Origin of the sequence: Priestia iocasae (assembly GCF_016909075.1) — a bacterium.
GTDB lineage: Bacteria > Bacillota > Bacilli > Bacillales > Bacillaceae_H > Priestia > Priestia iocasae.
In genome coordinates this window covers 869,877-887,873 of the sequence record NZ_JAFBFC010000001.1, presented here as the reverse complement: position 1 = coordinate 887,873, position 17,997 = coordinate 869,877, and the positions used below count along the sequence as shown (strand labels likewise).

At 37.9% G+C, this 17,997-nt stretch carries 19 protein-coding genes; 5 read left to right on the top strand and 14 right to left on the bottom strand.

The genetic code is table 11. The annotated features are described in order from the left end of the window. Positions 1–56: 56 nt before the first annotated feature. The 9 genes from JOC83_RS04495 to JOC83_RS04455 form a co-directional block, all read right to left on the bottom strand. The gene (locus tag JOC83_RS04495; RefSeq protein WP_205184307.1) at positions 57–2,192 is read right to left on the bottom strand and encodes a GDYXXLXY domain-containing protein; all 2,136 of its coding nucleotides are present in this window, start codon (positions 2,190–2,192) and stop codon (positions 57–59) included. A gap of 65 nt (positions 2,193–2,257) precedes the next feature. After that, on the bottom strand, positions 2,258–3,214 hold the full coding sequence (gene msrA / locus JOC83_RS04490; RefSeq protein WP_205184304.1) for a peptide-methionine (S)-S-oxide reductase MsrA: 957 nt from the start codon (positions 3,212–3,214) through the stop codon (positions 2,258–2,260). Between the two features lie 148 nt (positions 3,215–3,362). After that, entirely contained in the window at positions 3,363–3,686 is a 324-nt protein-coding gene (locus JOC83_RS04485) for a YckD family protein (protein WP_205184302.1), read from the bottom strand. Positions 3,687–3,819: 133 nt separating this feature from the next. Beyond that, positions 3,820–4,776 (bottom strand): formimidoylglutamase, encoded by a 957-nt coding sequence (gene hutG, locus JOC83_RS04480; protein ID WP_239583298.1) that lies wholly within the window; start codon positions 4,774–4,776, stop codon positions 3,820–3,822. Then, positions 4,751–5,983: an imidazolonepropionase gene (gene hutI / locus JOC83_RS04475; protein ID WP_239583366.1), complete on the bottom strand. Its 1,233-nt coding sequence runs from the start codon at positions 5,981–5,983 to the stop codon at positions 4,751–4,753. The genes hutG and hutI overlap by 26 nt, the downstream gene beginning before the upstream one ends. A 46-nt stretch (positions 5,984–6,029) precedes the next feature. Beyond that, positions 6,030–7,694 (bottom strand): urocanate hydratase, encoded by a 1,665-nt coding sequence (hutU, locus tag JOC83_RS04470; protein ID WP_378912585.1) that lies wholly within the window; start codon positions 7,692–7,694, stop codon positions 6,030–6,032. Positions 7,695–7,702: 8 nt separating this feature from the next. Continuing rightward, complete coding sequence (hutH, locus tag JOC83_RS04465) at positions 7,703–9,241, bottom strand: histidine ammonia-lyase (RefSeq protein ID WP_205184294.1); 1,539 nt, start codon at positions 9,239–9,241, stop codon at positions 7,703–7,705. 103 nt (positions 9,242–9,344) lie between these two features. Beyond that, the gene (gene hutP, locus JOC83_RS04460) at positions 9,345–9,794 is read right to left on the bottom strand and encodes a hut operon transcriptional regulator HutP (RefSeq protein ID WP_205184292.1); all 450 of its coding nucleotides are present in this window, start codon (positions 9,792–9,794) and stop codon (positions 9,345–9,347) included. A 194-nt stretch (positions 9,795–9,988) separates the two neighbouring features. After that, complete coding sequence (locus tag JOC83_RS04455) at positions 9,989–10,939, bottom strand: M20/M25/M40 family metallo-hydrolase (RefSeq protein ID WP_205184290.1); 951 nt, start codon at positions 10,937–10,939, stop codon at positions 9,989–9,991. Positions 10,940–11,186: 247 nt separating this feature from the next. On the opposite strand from JOC83_RS04455, the gene JOC83_RS04450 reads away from it, so the two are divergent. Beyond that, complete coding sequence (locus tag JOC83_RS04450) at positions 11,187–11,690, top strand: hypothetical protein (RefSeq protein ID WP_239583297.1); 504 nt, start codon at positions 11,187–11,189, stop codon at positions 11,688–11,690. Positions 11,691–11,745: 55 nt separating this feature from the next. Here JOC83_RS04450 and JOC83_RS04445 read toward each other — a convergent pair whose 3' ends face one another. Further along, positions 11,746–12,219 (bottom strand): BsuPI-related putative proteinase inhibitor, encoded by a 474-nt coding sequence (locus tag JOC83_RS04445; protein ID WP_205184287.1) that lies wholly within the window; start codon positions 12,217–12,219, stop codon positions 11,746–11,748. Positions 12,220–12,453: 234 nt separating this feature from the next. Here JOC83_RS04445 and JOC83_RS04440 point away from each other — a divergent pair, with 234 nt between their 5' ends. Beyond that, positions 12,454–12,693 (top strand): hypothetical protein, encoded by a 240-nt coding sequence (locus tag JOC83_RS04440; protein WP_205184284.1) that lies wholly within the window; start codon positions 12,454–12,456, stop codon positions 12,691–12,693. Between the two features lie 129 nt (positions 12,694–12,822). Here the strand turns inward: JOC83_RS04440 and JOC83_RS04435 are convergent, their stop codons facing one another. Further along, positions 12,823–13,344 carry a YtxH domain-containing protein gene (locus JOC83_RS04435; protein ID WP_205184281.1) on the bottom strand — a complete coding sequence of 174 codons (522 nt, stop codon included), beginning with the start codon at positions 13,342–13,344 and terminating at the stop codon, positions 12,823–12,825. Between the two features lie 192 nt (positions 13,345–13,536). Between JOC83_RS04435 and JOC83_RS04430 the strand changes: the two genes are divergently transcribed. Further along, positions 13,537–14,154 (top strand): YczE/YyaS/YitT family protein, encoded by a 618-nt coding sequence (locus JOC83_RS04430; RefSeq protein WP_205184278.1) that lies wholly within the window; start codon positions 13,537–13,539, stop codon positions 14,152–14,154. 107 nt (positions 14,155–14,261) lie between these two features. Here JOC83_RS04430 and JOC83_RS04425 read toward each other — a convergent pair whose 3' ends face one another. After that, positions 14,262–14,912 carry a 2OG-Fe(II) oxygenase gene (locus tag JOC83_RS04425; RefSeq protein WP_205184276.1) on the bottom strand — a complete coding sequence of 217 codons (651 nt, stop codon included), beginning with the start codon at positions 14,910–14,912 and terminating at the stop codon, positions 14,262–14,264. Between the two features lie 342 nt (positions 14,913–15,254). On the opposite strand from JOC83_RS04425, the gene JOC83_RS04420 reads away from it, so the two are divergent. Together JOC83_RS04420 and JOC83_RS04415 are read left to right on the top strand one after the other, a co-directional pair. Further along, complete coding sequence (locus tag JOC83_RS04420; protein ID WP_205184274.1) at positions 15,255–16,397, top strand: MGDG synthase family glycosyltransferase; 1,143 nt, start codon at positions 15,255–15,257, stop codon at positions 16,395–16,397. Positions 16,398–16,574: 177 nt separating this feature from the next. Beyond that, positions 16,575–16,847 (top strand): hypothetical protein, encoded by a 273-nt coding sequence (locus tag JOC83_RS04415; protein WP_205184272.1) that lies wholly within the window; start codon positions 16,575–16,577, stop codon positions 16,845–16,847. A gap of 59 nt (positions 16,848–16,906) precedes the next feature. Here the strand turns inward: JOC83_RS04415 and JOC83_RS04410 are convergent, their stop codons facing one another. Further along, positions 16,907–17,563, bottom strand: a complete 657-nt coding sequence (locus tag JOC83_RS04410) for a protein kinase family protein (RefSeq protein ID WP_205184831.1) — start codon at positions 17,561–17,563, stop codon at positions 16,907–16,909. A gap of 121 nt (positions 17,564–17,684) precedes the next feature. Continuing rightward, complete coding sequence (locus JOC83_RS04405) at positions 17,685–17,876, bottom strand: DUF378 domain-containing protein (protein ID WP_205184270.1); 192 nt, start codon at positions 17,874–17,876, stop codon at positions 17,685–17,687. Positions 17,877–17,997: the final 121 nt, after the last annotated feature.

The window sequence follows — 17,997 nt, the reverse complement described above, 5'->3', positions numbered from 1 at the left end:
CCAGCTTTAAATATCATCACTTGTTTCTTTTAGAACGCCCTCTCTGTCATTCGTACTTACTCATACACTTCAATTAACAACGCGTCTCCATTCTTACCTACTTTGATTTTCGCGTATCTTGCGTTTTCCTCAACCTCTCGCCCTGTTCCCTCTTCAATAAAATAGTTTTCAATGCCGTATTCTACATTTCCATTTCCTTTATAGCGACCCGTTATCCATACATCTGCGGCGCCACTTTCTTTCTCATCGCCTACTACATGCGTATGATATTCGTAAACACCTTGCTTATTTTGAACAAGACCTACTTTAATTTTCTCATTGTAGCTCGGTTCTTCTTTTAATTCGAGGCGTGATATTGTAAATCGTAATATTACATAGTCTCCTTGCAGCAACGACCGTGGATCTAGTGGCTCTAACTGTAGCGTAACGGTTTCACCATTTGCTAGCACTCGTTCACTTTTGGTTACTTGCACACCAATAATGACAAGCTGAATGCTAATGATTACTAGTAAAATCCCTTTTCTTATCGCTACAAAACTACGAACCTCGCTATTGAAGGCTGTTCGCTTATCCACCCAGTTCACAATTGCAAAGATGAGCACACCCACAAGCATAAATGTAATGGATTTATGAAGTAGGCTCCATAATAAATCGTAATACTTGTATCCGACATAGGCTAGCCACCCTACAAAACTAACGATAAACAAAAATGTGGCTTCCTTCCTAATCGCGACAAATAAAAGAACGGTCACAGTAACAAAATAAAGTACGTTTACAACAAAATAGAGAGCATACGATTGTTCATTTAAAAACGTCCAAACAAAAAATGCGAGCAATGAATAAATAACACTATTGTGATACAGAATGTGTTGCAAGTTCTTTAGTAAATACGTTCGCCCAAATAAAATAACAAGATTCAGGGCAATAACAGCCATACTCACTGTTTCTGGAGATATGTTCTCAACGGAGAATGCTGCTACAAAAACGATCATTCCTGCCAAGTACGTGATGTATTTAAAAATTTGACTTGTCACTTTCAAAAAGACAAAGCCTAGTACAAGCAGAAAGAGCAGAGAAATCCACATTCCTTCGAATAGAACAGAAGGAATGGTAATAAAATAACCCGTTAATAACATCGTATATCGGATTACACTATCCCACTGTGGCTTGAGTACAGCCGGCACAATGAGAAAGGCTGTAGCAAAAAGCGCAAACATGATTGGCTCCATTTCTCCGACTATTAACATAACGATTCCAATGAAGGAGCTTGCACCGATAAATGCTGATACAATTGCAATCACACCGATAAACACTCGTTTTGCCATCGTATTCTCTTTAAATTTACGAATAAGAACAACTGCAATTCCTACAATGATGAAAGGAAAATAAATGGTCAAGTAAAAGATTGACTCTGATCCAATGTAAAGAAGAAAGGCGATAAACTTCCAAATCAGGAAGAACGTTGCTGCTAAACCACTTATGACTGTAAACCATTTACTCCAACCTTGCCGATTGCTATACCAAAACAAGAATGCTGCAGCCGCAATGTAAATCACACTCACAAAGACGATAAACGGTTCAAATAATTCTCCTAACGTTAACCCCAACATGGCACCATGAAAGGCAGCAAGTGATAAAAATGACAACGCTTTTGACTGTAGCCACCCTTTTTGAATGATTAAGAACAAACTAACATTAACAACCGCCACGATTATTAATAATGAACGATACCACCCTTCATCTGCTCCAAAGAAGCTTGAAGATGGAAACATCCAAAACCAAAGCGCGACATGAAGAAGCACATGACTTAAAATATAAAAAGGTTGATACTTTGTAAAAATGGAAAATAACAGTGCGGGTATGGCCCATACGAGAAACAATTGAAAACTATCTGCATGGGAGTTATAAATTTGCCCTAAAATCGCTACAGTCACTCCAAATGTAAGACATCCTGTAAACATAAGCCACTCGCTTAAAAATGGGCGACGCTTTAACCAAGTTGTGAATAAATAGGAAGTGCCATAAAATAAGACCATCAAAGCGATGCTTAGACTAATTTTGGTCCACTTATCAAATCCAGGCCAATTTGCAGCAAAAAAATAAATAATTGCCGCTAATATAAGAGACAAACCCATCACATACCCTACTTGGATAAAGCGTTCTTTAATGATGGATGAATCTACTTTCTCCATGTTTTCACATCCATTCTACATATCGTTTATTCTTTTATTTTACTACATTCACTTCTCTAATAGTATTAGACTGGAAATAATAGTATAAAATCACCATATCCTTCTTCTTCTAATCGACTTTTATGAATAAAACGCAGGGAAGCAGAATAGATATGATACTGAATGTCTTTAGATTGAGATGTAGCATTATATACATATCCCAAATGATTATTTCCTTCTCGACTACGTACCTCTTGTCCTCCTTCTTCATTTATAACAGCTGTCACATTGACACTTGCTGACATCACCGGCTTTCTAAACGTAGGCCAACCCGTTTTACTATCGCACTTGTCTTTTGAAACAAATAAAGGCTCGCCTGACACCACATCTACATAAATGCCTTCTTCTCTATGATTCCAATATTGATTTTCAAACGGTGGTTCTTTTCCATTTTCCTGCGTCACATGGTATTGTATAGGCGTTAACAGCTTTTTTAAGTACGTACGATCTTTTGGCCAATGCTCATTTAAAAATCGTTCTCTCCCTGATCCCTTTACATATAACTTGTATTGAAAGTTGCTTTTTTTATAAAAATCTTGATGCTCTTCTTCCGCTACATAAAAAGGACCTGCTTGCAAAATTTTGGTCACAATCGGAACCATAAATTTTCTACTGTTTTCTAAATGTTGCTTTGACTGTTCTGCTTTCTGCCTTTGTTGTTCGTTGTGGTGAAAAATAGCAGTCTGATATGAAGATCCTCGATCACTAAATTGGCCACCTTCGTCTGTTGGATCAACTTGTTGCCAATAGATTGTAAGAAGTTCATCATAAGAGAGCTGTGTTGAATCAAACGTAATTTGTACGGCTTCATAGTGACCCGTTTTTCCAGTTATGACTTGTTCATATGTTGGATTCTCTTCTGTTCCTCCTGTATATCCAGAGACCACTTTTATTACACCAGGACGTTGATCAAACGGCGAAACCATACACCAAAAACAACCTCCTGCAAATGTTGCAATCTCAACCGTGCTCTTCAATCCCATCACCTCCTATGAAAACAAAACAAAGAACAGACGCACAGCACCTGTCCTTTTTATCACTATTGTAACGTCATTTACCATTTACAGTCGAGCAATCTTACTAGTTCCACTCTAGTCCTCTACCGAATTGACCGTTTATTTATCGCAGTTCTCAATGAGAGTGATGCTTTTTATGATGCTCCCACTTTGGAATAAAGTTATTTTCCTCTAATTGATCGTACCGTTTTTCTAAATGAGACATAATTTTGTCTCCTTTTTCTTTTGGCATAACACCGTACTCAACATATTTTTGAATGACTTCTTTTCGCTTTGTCAGAAGTTCTTTATGAAGCGTAGAAAGCTCCTGTTTTTGTGCGTCCGTTAACTGTATATTTTTCTCTCTTATAGGTTGATTGCTAGTCTCGGCATGCACAGCCGTCAAACTACTCGATAGAACAATCGCTGTTAAGGCAACCGTGCTTATAAACTTGCGCATGATTAGCACTCCTTTCCATTTATTGCTTTTATTATGAAGCAGCAGACTCTATTCTATACAAAAAGAGTTGCATCAAACGAGCTAATAAGCACCCGTTAATACAACTCTTTTTATTTATTTTGCCTTCTTCATTTTACAATAATTGTGCTTTTTTCTTTCCTTTTAAAAAAGTGAGAATCACATGAGCAGCTACCCGACTCGTCATATCACGAAAGTCGAGCGTTGGATCAATTTCAACAATATCCATTCCTTGAACCATTTCTTCTTTCCCTAACAGCATAATCGCTTCTAACAAAGTAGCGCTATCCATCCCTCCAGGACCGATAGCCGGGCAACCTGGTGCGAATGCTTGATCTAGTACATCCATATCGACCGATATATAAATAGCATCTACTTTGTTTTTCAAGCATGCTACACTTTCTTTTACAATAGAAGAGATGGACATGGATGCAACCTCTTTCATCGTATACACCTTCACACCATGCTCTTTTGCAAAGTCTGAATAAGGCTTACTGTTAGAGAAATCACGAATACCAATTTGAACAAGATGTTCACCCTTCATCACGCCACTCTCCACTAAGCTTCGAAAAGGGGTACCATTTGTTGGCCCACCATCCTCTAAATTGCGTAAGTCATGGTGTGCATCGAACTGAATAACTCCTACCGCTCCTTTTTTCGTTGAAAATCCTTTAATGGAAGGATAGCTAACCGAGTGATCTCCCCCAAGTAATACAAACAAAGAATCTGGATACTTTTCTGTGACAGCTGATACTGTCTCATAAATACGTGATTGTGATCCGATAATATCGGTTGGATGCATGCAAATATCACCTAAATCTGCTATTTGGATATCATCTAATTCAATCTCTTCTTCAATTGAATACGTACTATAAGAATGCAGCATCGTTCGAATGGTCGTAGGTGCTAATAATGCCCCAGAATGACTAATACTTGATTTTGATAGCGGCGCTCCTAACAAGGTGACAGAGGCACTTTCACGTTGTTGCAGAAGTTCTCCTGCCTTTCGCACGTGACGATCAACAAACTGTGCTTTACCAGCAGACTTAAGATACGGGAACGTTTCGCTCAAAGAATATCCCCCTTTCATACACCTTCACACCCTGTTTCCAAACGGCATGAACGTGATTCACACCATAATGATACAGAACATATTCATAGTTTGGGGCATCCCATAAGACGAGGTCTGCTTGTTGACCAATTTTAATTTGACCTGCACGATTTCCCCGATTGATTGCATAAGCTGCATTCACTGTGACAGCATTCCAAATCTCTTCTGGCTTCATTTTTAACTTTAGTGCTGCGAGATTCATAATAAACTGAATATTTTCTGTCGGTGAGCTTCCAGGATTGAAATCCGTTGATAAAGCAACGGCACATCCGTTATCAATCATCGTACGTGCTCTTGCAAACTTCTCTTTAGCTAAATAAAAGGACGTTCCCGGTAACAGGACCGCTACTGTATCGCTATTTGCCAGCATAAAGATGCCCTGATCTGATGCACCAACTAAATGATCACCACTTACCGCTTCTAATTCAGCTGCAAGCTCCGTTCCTCCTAAAGGATCAATTTCATCAGCATGAATTTTCACATCAAACCCTTTCGCTTTCGCTTGCTGTAAAAAGGCACGTGATTGCTCAACCGTAAAAACACCTGTTTCACAAAAAATGTCCACAAACTCTGCAAGCTCTTCTTCCTTAATCACATCAAGCATCCGAACCATTTCATCTAAAAACGCGTTAGAATCATCCTTGTACTGTGGCGGAATGGCGTGTGCACCTAAAAAGGTCGAAATAACCTCAACTGGATGTTGTTCATTTAGCGCTTTTGCAACACGTAGCTGCTTTAATTCTGTCTCTTCATCTAACCCGTATCCACTCTTTGCTTCGACCGTTGTGACTCCAAATGACAGCAATCGATTTAAATGAAACGAACCCTTTTCTAGCAACTCCTCTTCTGTTGCTTTTTTTGTTGCGGCTACGGTTGATAAAATCCCCCCACCTTGCTTTAAAATATCTAAGTACGGTACTCCTTGTTGCTTTAGCATCATCTCATGCTCACGCGATCCCCCAAATACAAGGTGGGTATGTGGGTCGACAAGCCCTGGTGTAACAAGCTTACCTTTCGCATCGATTACCGTTTCTGCCTCATGCTGCTTCGCTTCTTCTCGAGGTCCAATAAAAACAACCTTACCGTCTTTTACTCCTACTGATGCATGTGTTAAAACTGGCAGCGTTGACATGTCTGCTCCTTTTAACGGCCCATTTCCATGATCCATTGTCAGTAGTTGCCCAATGTTGGTTACTAAAAGATCCAGTTTCACGTTAACACTCCTTTCCGTATTTCTTCATTGGAATCGTAATGTCCATTTCATCTGCTACTTCAATTGCTTTTTCATAACCTGCATCAACGTGGCGAACAACCCCCATACCTGGGTCTGTCGTTAACACTCGTTCTAGACGCTCTTGTGCTAAATCCGTACCATCTGCAACGACAACCATACCTGCGTGAAGTGAATACCCCATACCTACGCCTCCACCGTGATGGAATGAAATCCATGAACCACCTGCAGCTGTATTAATAAGTGCATTCAACACAGCCCAGTCTCCTACAGCATCACTACCGTCTTTCATTGCTTCTGTTTCACGATTCGGTGAGGTAACGGATCCACAATCAAGGTGATCACGACCAATAACGATTGGCGCTTTTAACTCTCCTTTACGTACTAATTCATTAATCGCTAGCCCCATCTTCACACGTTCGCCATACCCTAACCAACAAATACGTGAAGGTAGCCCTTGAAAGCTCACTTTTTCTTTTGCCATTTCAATCCAGTGTAAAAGCGGTTTATTATCAGGAAACAGCTCTTTCACGAGTTCATCTGTGCGATAAATATCTTCTGGATCTCCTGATAATGCTGCCCAGCGAAACGGTCCTTTTCCTTCACAGAACAATGGACGAATGTACGCCGGAACGAATCCAGGAAAGTTAAATGCATTCTCAACGCCCTCATCTAGTGCAACTTGGCGAATATTATTTCCATAATCAAATACAATGGCTCCGCGCTCTTGGAAAGCAAGCATCGCTTTTACATGGTTTGCCATGCTTTTCTTTGACTGACACACATATTCTGTTGGATTTTCTTTACGAAGAGCATCTGCTTCTGCGAGTGTCATTCCCTCTGGTACATAGCCGTTTAGCGGATCATGAGCAGATGTTTGATCTGTGACGATGTCAATCTCGATGCCTTTTTCTAACAAGATAGGATGAATTTCCGCTGCATTTCCGATAAGACCAATTGAAAGAGGTTCGCCATTTTTCTTCGCCTCCATCGCCCACATTAACGCTTCATCTAACGAATTCGTCATTCGATCACAATATTTCGTATCTAATCGCTTTTGAATACGATCTGGGTCTACATCGACAGCAAGAACCACCCCTTCATTCATTGTAACGGCAAGAGGCTGAGCTCCCCCCATTCCTCCTAGACCTGCTGTAAGGGTTAATGTTCCTTTTAATGAACCACCAAAATGCTTTTTGGCAAGAGCGGCGAACGTCTCATACGTTCCTTGCAAAATCCCTTGTGTTCCAATGTAAATCCAGCTACCTGCCGTCATTTGTCCATACATCATAAGTCCTTTTTGATCAAGTTCATGGAAATGTTCCCAGTTTGCCCATTTTGGTACAAGCACAGAGTTTGATAATAAAACACGTGGTGCATGCTTATGAGTTTTAAATACAGCGACTGGCTTACCAGACTGAACGAGCATTGTTTCATCATTTTCTAAATCACGAAGTGTCGCAACAATTGCATCAAACGACTCCCAGTTGCGAGCAGCTTTGCCAATTCCTCCGTATACGACTAATTCTTCTGGCTTTTCCGCTACTTCTGGATCTAAATTGTTATAAAGCATCCGTAATACCGCTTCTTGCTCCCATCCTTTACACTCAATCTCTATCCCCTTTTTCACTTTTACGTTTCTAGACATTTTTTGTGTCATTTGAATTCCCCCTTTGTTTGATTCATTGATAAATGCTTTTTCATAAATGATGGCCAATTAACGTCCTTGAGCCAGCTTGCTGCTTTTTCAATGTCTTTTGAAAACACACGATCTTGTGTAATACTCGGAATCAACTGTCGAACTTCTTCGTAAATCGCTCTTGTAAAAGAAGCCATTCGGTCAACCCCTCGATATTCAACCGCTTGAAGCGCACAAATTAATTCAATCGCTACAACACGACGGACATTTTGGATAATTTGATGAGCATGACGAGAACCAATCGTCCCCATGCTCACGTGATCTTCTTGATTTGCTGACGAAGGAATGGAATCGACACTAGCAGGATGAGCTAACGTCTTATTTTCTGAAACAAGCGAAGCCGCACAATATTGCATAATCATAGCGCCTGATTGTAAGCCCGGTACAGGACTTAAGAAAGCGGGTAAATCATTCAGCTGTGGGTTTACAAGACGCTCGATACGTCGCTCTGAAATATTCGCAAGCTCCGCTACCGCAATTTTCATAAAATCCATGGCAAACGCGATTGGCTGACCATGAAAATTCCCTCCTGAAATGACACTCTCTCCTTCATCGAAAATAAGTGGATTGTCCGTGGCTGCATTCATTTCGATTTCAAGCTTTTCTTTGACATAATCAAGCGCTTGCCAGGAAGCACCATGAACTTGAGGAATACATCTTAATGAGTACGCATCTTGAACACGTAATTCTCCTTGCTTTGTCGTAAGCTGACTTCCCGAAATCATATGACGAATTCGTTTGGCTACTTCACATTGCTGACGATACCCACGCACTTCGTGAACACGGTGATCAAATGCCTCTTCAATTCCTTGTAGCCCTTCAAGTGTTAATGATGCAACTGCATCAACTTGATACGCTAACTGCTCAGCTTCCATGTAATTAACAACGCCCATTGCCGTCATTGCTTGTGTACCATTAATCAGTGCAAGACCTTCTTTCGCTTTTAACGTGACTGGTTGGATTCCTTCTTTGTTTAATGCATCAATTGCCGGCATTTTTTGACCTTTGTAAAAGACTTCTCCCTCACCCATGACAACGAGTGCTAAGTGTGAAAGTGGCGCTAAGTCCCCGCTTGCACCTAAAGATCCTTGCTGTGGAATGACCGGATGGATATGTGCATTTAACAATTCTAAAAGTGTTTCAATCACAACCGGACGGACACCTGAAAAGCCTTTTAACAATGCATTCGCTCGTAACAGCACCATCGCTCTTGAAACGACTTCAGGAAAGGGGTCTCCTACTCCGCACGCATGAGAATGAATGAGATTCCATTGCAATGCTTCTACATCTTGCGAATCAATGAGCACATCACTGAACTTGCCAAATCCAGTCGTAATCCCATACACGACTTTTTTCTGATCCACAATTCGATCAACCGCTTCTCGACTTTTTTCTACTCGTTTTAAGCTATCTAATGATGCACTCACAAATGCATCTTCATCTAACACTTGCTTCGCTTGTAAAATGGTTAATGTCTCACCTGTTAATACAACCATTGTATGCACCTCTCTTCTAAAAAATAAAAGAGGGGGCTATATTGACAGACGTATCCCGTCTGCAATATAGCCCCCTCTTCATCTACTAAACTCTGGGCTTATGTTAAATATGATTGATTCCTAATCCGATTGCTTCGTGTTCAAAACCTCGAACAGGCGCTCCAATGGTTCCATAAAGCGCAACTGCAATCCATTCGCCTTCTGCTTCTTTTTCATATGGCTTTCCTCTTACAATTGAAAAACGTAAGCCAGCCGTGCGTAACAGTCCACCTAATTCCACTTGTCCTCGTGTAATACCATGAACCGCTTCTAAAATCGCATGATACAAAGCATGCATTTCTCGATACACATCGTGATTCACAATTCCTTGCCTTTTCGCAGATGTTTCAATCGCAGCCACAATTTTTTGCAGCTCCATGGCACCTACTTTACCTTGGCAATAAGACCAACCCAACTTAGCGAGCTCTTTCTTTAAAGAAAGCTCTCCCTCTTCATTTGTAAATGCGAGTAAAATGGCATTCCGCCCTATACGTCTGCTTACATCTTCAAGCATGGAAAAACCTCTTTTGAATTTTCTAAATAGACTAATAACTACACTCATTGTATGCGATTGCAAATAATCGGTCAACAATAACTTTCCACATTTTAGAAAGTTATCAAGCTACTTTATTACTTAATTAAAGCGTCAACTTAAACGATGAGGCAGGACGAAAAATCGTTCTGCCTCATCGTTTATAGTGAAGAAGTCTATTTTTCTTTTTTTATATTTAGCAGTAACTCCGTTAATACCGTTGTAAATGTATGAAGTCGTTCTTGGATACGTCCAGGAAATTCTTTTTCTAAAAAAGCAATGTTGTCTTTTTCCGTATGCCAGATTGCTCCATGTTTTACGGTTTGTGTATAACCATCTTTATCACCAATTTGCCAGTTTGTTGCTTCAAAATAGGCAATAGGAATACCTGATGCTTCAAATGGAGCATGATCACTCCAGTCACCCGTTGTCCCCTTTGGATAATCTGGGTTTAACCCTGGATTTGTTGTGACATCTAACTTTTTCTTAGCCGCTACTTTTAGCGCTTGGTCACGCACCCACCCTTTTGCTGCTTCTTTGCTTCCATAGACATACATATAATCTCCAGCTACTAAACTATCTAAGTTTATCATTGCGACTGTATTCTCTTTTTCTGTTTCAGACATCTGTGACAAGTAATAGGTAGACCCATTTAGCCCACCTTCTTCAGCACCAAATAACACAAACTTAATGGTATGTGGCGTTTTTTTCTTTTTCAGTGCTTTTGCTGCTTCTAAAATTACACCTACACTTGAGGCATTATCATCTGCACCTTTCGCTGTCGCAACAGAATCATAGTGAGCACCAACAATGATTTCTTTTTTTGATTTCCCTTTCTTAACTGCAATGACATTTTCGGACGAAATTTGATTCCCTTTTCTCGTAAACGTAAACGGCTGCGCTTCTACATCATAGCCTAATTTACGTAATTCACGTTGAATATACTCACTTGTTTCTTTTTCTTTCTCTGTTCCCATTACACGTGTGCCAATTGTTTCAGATATGTATGTCATATGCTTATATGCTATTTTCCCGTTCTTCTTTCCTTTTACTGGTCCATGCGCAGAAGCAACCGATGCACATAACAAGGTAAAAATAATTGTAATCACTACACTAACTTTTTTCATCTCTCATAATGCTCCTTTCATAATCTCACTGCATAATTGTTTACTTATACATAATATTTTATATTTATTAATACATCAATCATACTTTCTTACTATTATCCATTCTCTTAATTAATACAGATGCATAGTACTATCACCTTTTTGAATCTATTCCATTCACACAAATGATGTATGTTTATTAATCTCGAGTGGACATCGTACTACTGGACTTGCAGACTTTCATACACTGAAAAATGGAGGTGGTCTCTTGAAGCTCAAATGGCTTTTTCCATTTTTAGTGATGATTTCGCTCGTAACTGGATGTTTGAATGACCCTGTTCAAGATGACTTAATTACGTACATCAATGATGATATCCCAACAGTATTTGAGTTAGAATTGAAAGCCGTTGGTACCTATGATAGCGTAACTGGCCCAAACTACACAGATGACATCGTTTTATATGAAGCACTTGTAAACGAAATTATTCCAACCTACAATGAATTTGTCAGAGAATTAGAAGCCATTTCAATTGATACAGATGAAGTAAGAGAGATTCATGAGGGATATATTAAGGGAGCAAATCTTCAATACAATGCTTTTGTAAGAATGGTAACCGCTCTTGAACAACAAGACCGGCAATTAATTGAGGAAGCAAATAGCATGCTAGATGAAGCACGAAAATTAATGAGAGATTACCAAGTTAATATTAAAAACCTAGCCGAAGAGCATAATGTAGAATTAACCGAGAACTTGGATAGTGAAACTTTATAAATCAACAAAAGCTGACTAACACGTGAACAGTCAGCTTTTGTCATTTTACTTGCCATTAGACGGAAAAGCTTTTTGTCACTTTTCCTTTCTTTCCTGCTACATTTAAAAAGAGAGTGATCGAATACTTCCCACTTTTAAGGTTATTGATGGTAAATTCTTGAACAAACTCTTGATGTGGGTTTAACATCAGATGCTCAATGGCCATCGTCGTAAAAACTCCCTCCGAATACTTTGCTATTTTATTTCCTGCTTCATCATACAACACATAATCTGCTTTTAACCCATTTGGAAATTCGAGTTCAACATCTTCTTCTGATTGATTGTTAACCGTATAAACAATCTTCACTCTTCCATTTTTCTCATTTGTAATTACTGCATCTCCTACAAGCTGTTCCGTCATCTGTTGACCTCCATTTACTTGTTTTACAGTATTTTCTGTATGCGTCTCTTGACCACATCCTATTACGGTCAAGTTTAATCCTATCATTACGCTTACCAATCTTCCATTTATTGAGAAATACTTGTACATCGATTCACTCTCCTTTGTTTATACATGTAAGTCACCTCACAGCCCTGTCTCTATGTGATATTTTCTAGACGAATAAAGTATCTATTACTTTGACGTTATGTCTTTAAAAACGTTACATAAGACAAAGGTTATTTTTCATATAGTTAGAGTAATGTAAATGGATAAAAGCAAATGATCTAGGAGAGAATGTTAACAATTTCATAAATCGTGATTTTCTTTGAAGGAGGAATCCTCATGAAGCGGTTTGCTAGAAAAAACATGACGGACGAAACAAATCGCGTGCTAGATGAATTGTTTGAACTAACAAACTCTTCTTTCTTCTTACACCTCGAATTTGCGATTGTTTCATTTTTCACGAGCTTTATACATCTACTTTGGTTACATTCATTTATTTTCTTTCCAATCGGATTTAGCATTAATTTCTTATTGATGTGGCTTCTTCATCTTTCTCTTTCGATGGTATCTAAATCGTGATTACAGATGGTTATTTTTTATCACTTTCTCTACAAAATCATTTCTCTTCATAAAACAGCCCTGCCATTTATCCACTTATAGTAATAGATAATGGCAGGGCTGTTCTATTATACATATTTTTCAATTCATTTAAGAATAACTATGCTCTTTCACGGCTTCGTTATGAGCATGGAGCTGATTAGCTTGGCTCATAGAGTCTGATTTCTTTTCATGTTCTACGGAAGAATCTGAAAGAGGTTCTGTCAACTCTACACCTGCTTCTTTTACTTTCGAACCGATTTCACTAAGCTCTTCAGTAGCTTCTTTGGCAGTTGAAACTGTTTCGTTTGTGATTTCAACAACATCATTTAATTTACCAAATACATCATTGTTAATACGCTCGTACAATTTTTGAGCGTCATTTATAGCATCTTTTAATGTTTCTGAAGCAGATTTAAATTGTTGAACCATTTGATTTTTTACTTCGCCTGGATTTTCTCTTACTTCATTGAGCATTTCTTTAGAAGAATCTTTAAGGTCTACTGCTGCACTTTTCACTTGATTTCTCGTTGTTGTGTCTAATAGCGAAATCACTCCTCCAACAATCCCTCCAATGACAATTCCTTTTACAAGTTTACTGTTTTTTTCCTCACGTACTGTTACTTGTGGCATGTTAATCTCCTCCTGTAAAATGTTGTGATTGTTATTTGTTTACTTCCCAAAAAAGAATATGGTTAAACAAAAAGATTTCGTTAGAAGTTATTTCATCTTGCTTTTATGTTCATTTTTGAGTATGATTCGATATGTAAGCGGTTCAAAGAAGTCTGACGACTGACCACTATATAAAATAAAAGGGGATATAAAATGAAAGAACGGATCATATTTTTCACAGTTGGTTTATTGATTTTAACGCTTGGTGTAGCGCTTATTATAAAGTCGAACCTAGGAGCATCTTCTTGGGATGCCTTAGCGGTTGGCGAATCACAAATGTTTGGTTTATCCGTAGGAACATTTGTATTTATAAATGGAATTGTATTAATTTTTATTAACTCATTTTTATTAAAGAAACGCCCAGAAATTCTTGCTGCCGGAAGCATCCTTTTAATTGGGGCACTAATTGATTTTTGGTTATCAATTGTTCAGTCTCCAGAAGCACTTATTTTACAAATCATTTCACTTTTAGCTGGTATTTTAACAATGGGTGTAGGAATCGCTATTTACTTGCAAGCGAAGTTCCCAGCAAGTCCAATGGATACACTAATGGTTGCCATTCATACACGCTTTGGATTGAATCTACGTACTTCGCGAATCATTAGTGAAGGATTTGCTTTATCACTGGCTTTCTTATTTCAAGGAGCAATCGGAATTGGAACAATTATTGTGACACTCACACTGGGTCTTGTTGTACAATACTCTTTCCCATTCTTCGAACAACTATTAAAAAAGTGGCAACATCGTATGCCAAAAAAAGCAGTATCGTAACATACTTTATGCAGATTCAAATACAAGAGGTAACATGCTAAAAAGGCACAAGCGACTAACGCTTTGTGCCTTTTTAGCGTAATTTTATTTTAGATTTTTCATGAACTTTACACACGATACGGCTTTCGTCTCATCCATTGTGTAGCAACCCACTTTTCACCTTTTACAACAGGCATTCCAGCATGAAGAGTTTGCTTATTTAATAAAGAATCATTGTAAAAGTATTCAAAGTACACGCCCATCCCTTTTCGAGGGGAAATCGAAAGGTTTAGCTCTGGAAATAACGTTTCTCCACCTTCTTCTACATCGTTTAGATACATGATAAGTGTACTAATTCGATTATTAGCTGCCGCTCTACTTGTTTCAACAAAATAGTCATGATGAGCTTTAAATTGTTGCTCAGGTGCATAGTGAAGAATTTGAATCCCCTCCCCGTGCTCCACTGGAACACACATCAAGGCTGATATACGCTGTTCAATTTCTCCTATGAATTCGTTTTCATTTTCATCAAAGAACATACTGCTACTCGTACGAATATCATTTACGTGTTTCGATGCCCCAATTTTTGAACGTGCTAATCGGTTTTGTGATAAAGTGATGAGCCTATCACATTCCTCATTTGTAAGAACGTGATCTAACACGACGACTAGTGGTTGTTCATATCGAGCAATAATTTGCACCTCTTGTTGCTCAATTTTAATTTTAGATCCCTGATGTTCAAATATGTTTTTCTCTAACGTGGATGTAAGCATGAACATCCTTCCTCTCCTTATATCTAAATGTTCAGAAAATAAACCACGTATTTTCACTAAGGCTAGCGCACATTTCCTTTGAACGCTCATGCGTCTCAAAGAAAGTGCATTCTCGGAATATACGCTCTTAGTTTACTACAATTTATCGTTTTATTTCTACAACCTTTTCTTCTTTTTTACTATTGCATAAAGATATAAACCGTCATCATCTTCACTTCTATTTATCTTATATGATAAGGAGTCTTACAAACTCTTAAAGAAAGCTTTACATTATAATGAAAACCCTCATAGTACAATAAAAAATGAGGACTTTTCCATCCTAAAATTTGTCTCATGAGGTGATGAGCATTGAAAAGACGCCCAAAGTTTTTGTTACTAACAGCAGAATATGGAAATGGACATGTACAAGTCGCAAAAGCATTGGTACAAGAACTTTTAGATCGTAATTGCGCAGATGTCGTTGTTTCTAGCATTTATTCAGAATCTTACCCTACTCTTACAACTATTTCAGAATCAATGTATTTAAAAAGCTACACACCTCTTGGAAAACCACTCTATTCTTTTTGCTATCACAGCTTTGATAAAGTATGTAATAAAAAGGTCGCCAGTTGGATAACAAAGATTGGCCAAAAACGCCTTCGCTACTTAATTGAGTCAGAAAAACCAGATGTGATTATCAATACATTTCCAGTCTTAGCAGTATCAGCTCTTCGTCGCAAAACGGATATGATGATACCTGTTGTCAACATCATTACCGACTACTGCGTGCACAACACATGGGTACAGCGCGAGATTGACAAATATTACGTAGCTTCCGCTCACACAAAAGAAAAATTGCACTCTTTAGGTGTACCTCATCAATCGATTGTTCTATCTGGTATTCCCATTCGCTCATCATTTGAGGACCAATCATCAATCGATTTAATAAGCAAATACCAAATTGATCCAACCAAAAAAGTCATTCTCATAATGGCTGGTGCATTCGGTGTTTTAAAGAAGATTAAAAAGCTATGTGAAAAGATTCTTTCTACCCATAATTGTCAAGTCATCGTTGTTTGTGGGAAAGATGATCAATTAAAAGAAGAACTACAAGATCTTCAAACATCCTTCCCAACTCAACTAAACGTATTTGGTTATGTTGAACAAGTCCATGAACTCTATAAGCTAGCTTCTCTTATGATCACAAAGCCAGGGGGTATTACGTTAACAGAAGCAGCAGCAGTGGGTGTTCCTCTTCTCCTCTATAAACCCACTCCAGGTCAGGAGAAGTCTAATGCCTTATTTTTTGAAGAAAAAGGAGCGGCTATGGTTGCATACCATACCGAAGAAGTCTATCAAATTGTATACGAGCTACTAGAAGACGACTTAAAGTTAGAGAAAATGAAGCATGCTATCCAAGTCATCTATCAACCTCAAGCATCTAAAACCATTATCAATGATCTTATCGATAACGTTTATAAAGATTATCTTCCATTAACTCAGTACAAATAAGAAACGCGCTCGACTACACAATTGTCGAGCACGTTTCTTATTTTAAGGTAAATAGTTTTCGTCTATTTTTGTCTACTTTTGTCATGTCTATTGCTTTTTTTCAATCTTATATTAAACTATTGTAAAGATAATGTAAATTATTACACAAAAACCTTGACAAACTAAGGGGGTATAGATATGACAGTAGAAGAATATTGTGGTACATTTGATCATTCTATTTTACAATTTACATTCTCTCTAATTGATGATGTTAAAACAAGAATTAAAGAAAAAAAGCTTTTTTATCAAGAACAAGTACACCGTTACATCAGCAAACAAATTGACCTCTTCTTTACATCCTCTCGCTTAAATCGCGCATTAACTTCTGTTTACAAGCATGAAATGCATAGGACTATTATGTTCCGACTAAATTCTACAATGAAGGAGATTCAATTATTTAGATGTGTATAATTCATAATCATCAAATATAAATCGGTTAACTCATATGAAATGAGCTAACCGATTTTAGATTACATGAGGATATCTTTTCTTTTTATTTTCCGATAAATACGGTATCCACGTCTAACTGCATTTAACACAAAATAAGGAATATGAATATTATATTTATAAAAAAAAGGCATATATATTTTATAATAGGCTTTAACTAAATCACGCCATTTTCGGTCAATTCCTGTTTTGTAAAAATCAGAAATGTCCACAACATAACCTCTATTATGATTCATCATCACATTTTTCCCGTGAATGTCATACGGGTTTAATCCACGCATTCGAGCATAATCTAATGCTTCATTCACATCTTTAATAACTTGTTCGGGAATACGGATGCCTCGATGAACGGCTTCATATAAAGTAATACCTTTTAATTTTTTTAGGATCAAATAGTTCTGCTCATAATGAATAAGCTCTGAATAAGATGGATGCACACCCAGCTTTTCATACACCCACACTTCTTTTTTGACGAGCTCGGGCTCTCTACTATATACTTTTACAACCCATTCTTCATAATCTTTATGCTCAAATACAGCAGCATAATTGCCAACTCCAATACATGTCCAATTACTCGGGCTAGCCTCTACAATAACAGGATCATAGCTATACTCACTAGAAATCTGTAAATCTGGTAACAACGTTTTCTGTACTAGTTCATTAAATACATCTTTTCTCATTTTCTTCACTTCATCTCTTAAAACTATTATGTATACTGTAACGCATCTACACAGTAAATGAAAAGATGTATTTTCAAAAAAGCTGATGAGGATTTAGTAAGCCCTCATCAGCTCTTGTTTACTAGCGCCCTCTTAAAAAACGATCATATAATTGATAAATAGCAGATAATCCGATTAACCAGTAAACGAATGTCACTATCTGTGGCATCGATCCAAATAACTCTTGAACAATGTTAAAATCTAGTGCAACAAATAACCAATTTAAACCACCAATAATTAATAAAACCATGGTAAATACGGGTAGAAATCTCATTGTCATTCCCCTTTAAATACATACTCAAGAAAACGCTTTCTCCTTATTAATATATGTTTGGCTTATTAATTGGTACCACCTTTTAGCAAAATGAAACCATTCTACTAATTTTTTAAAAGGC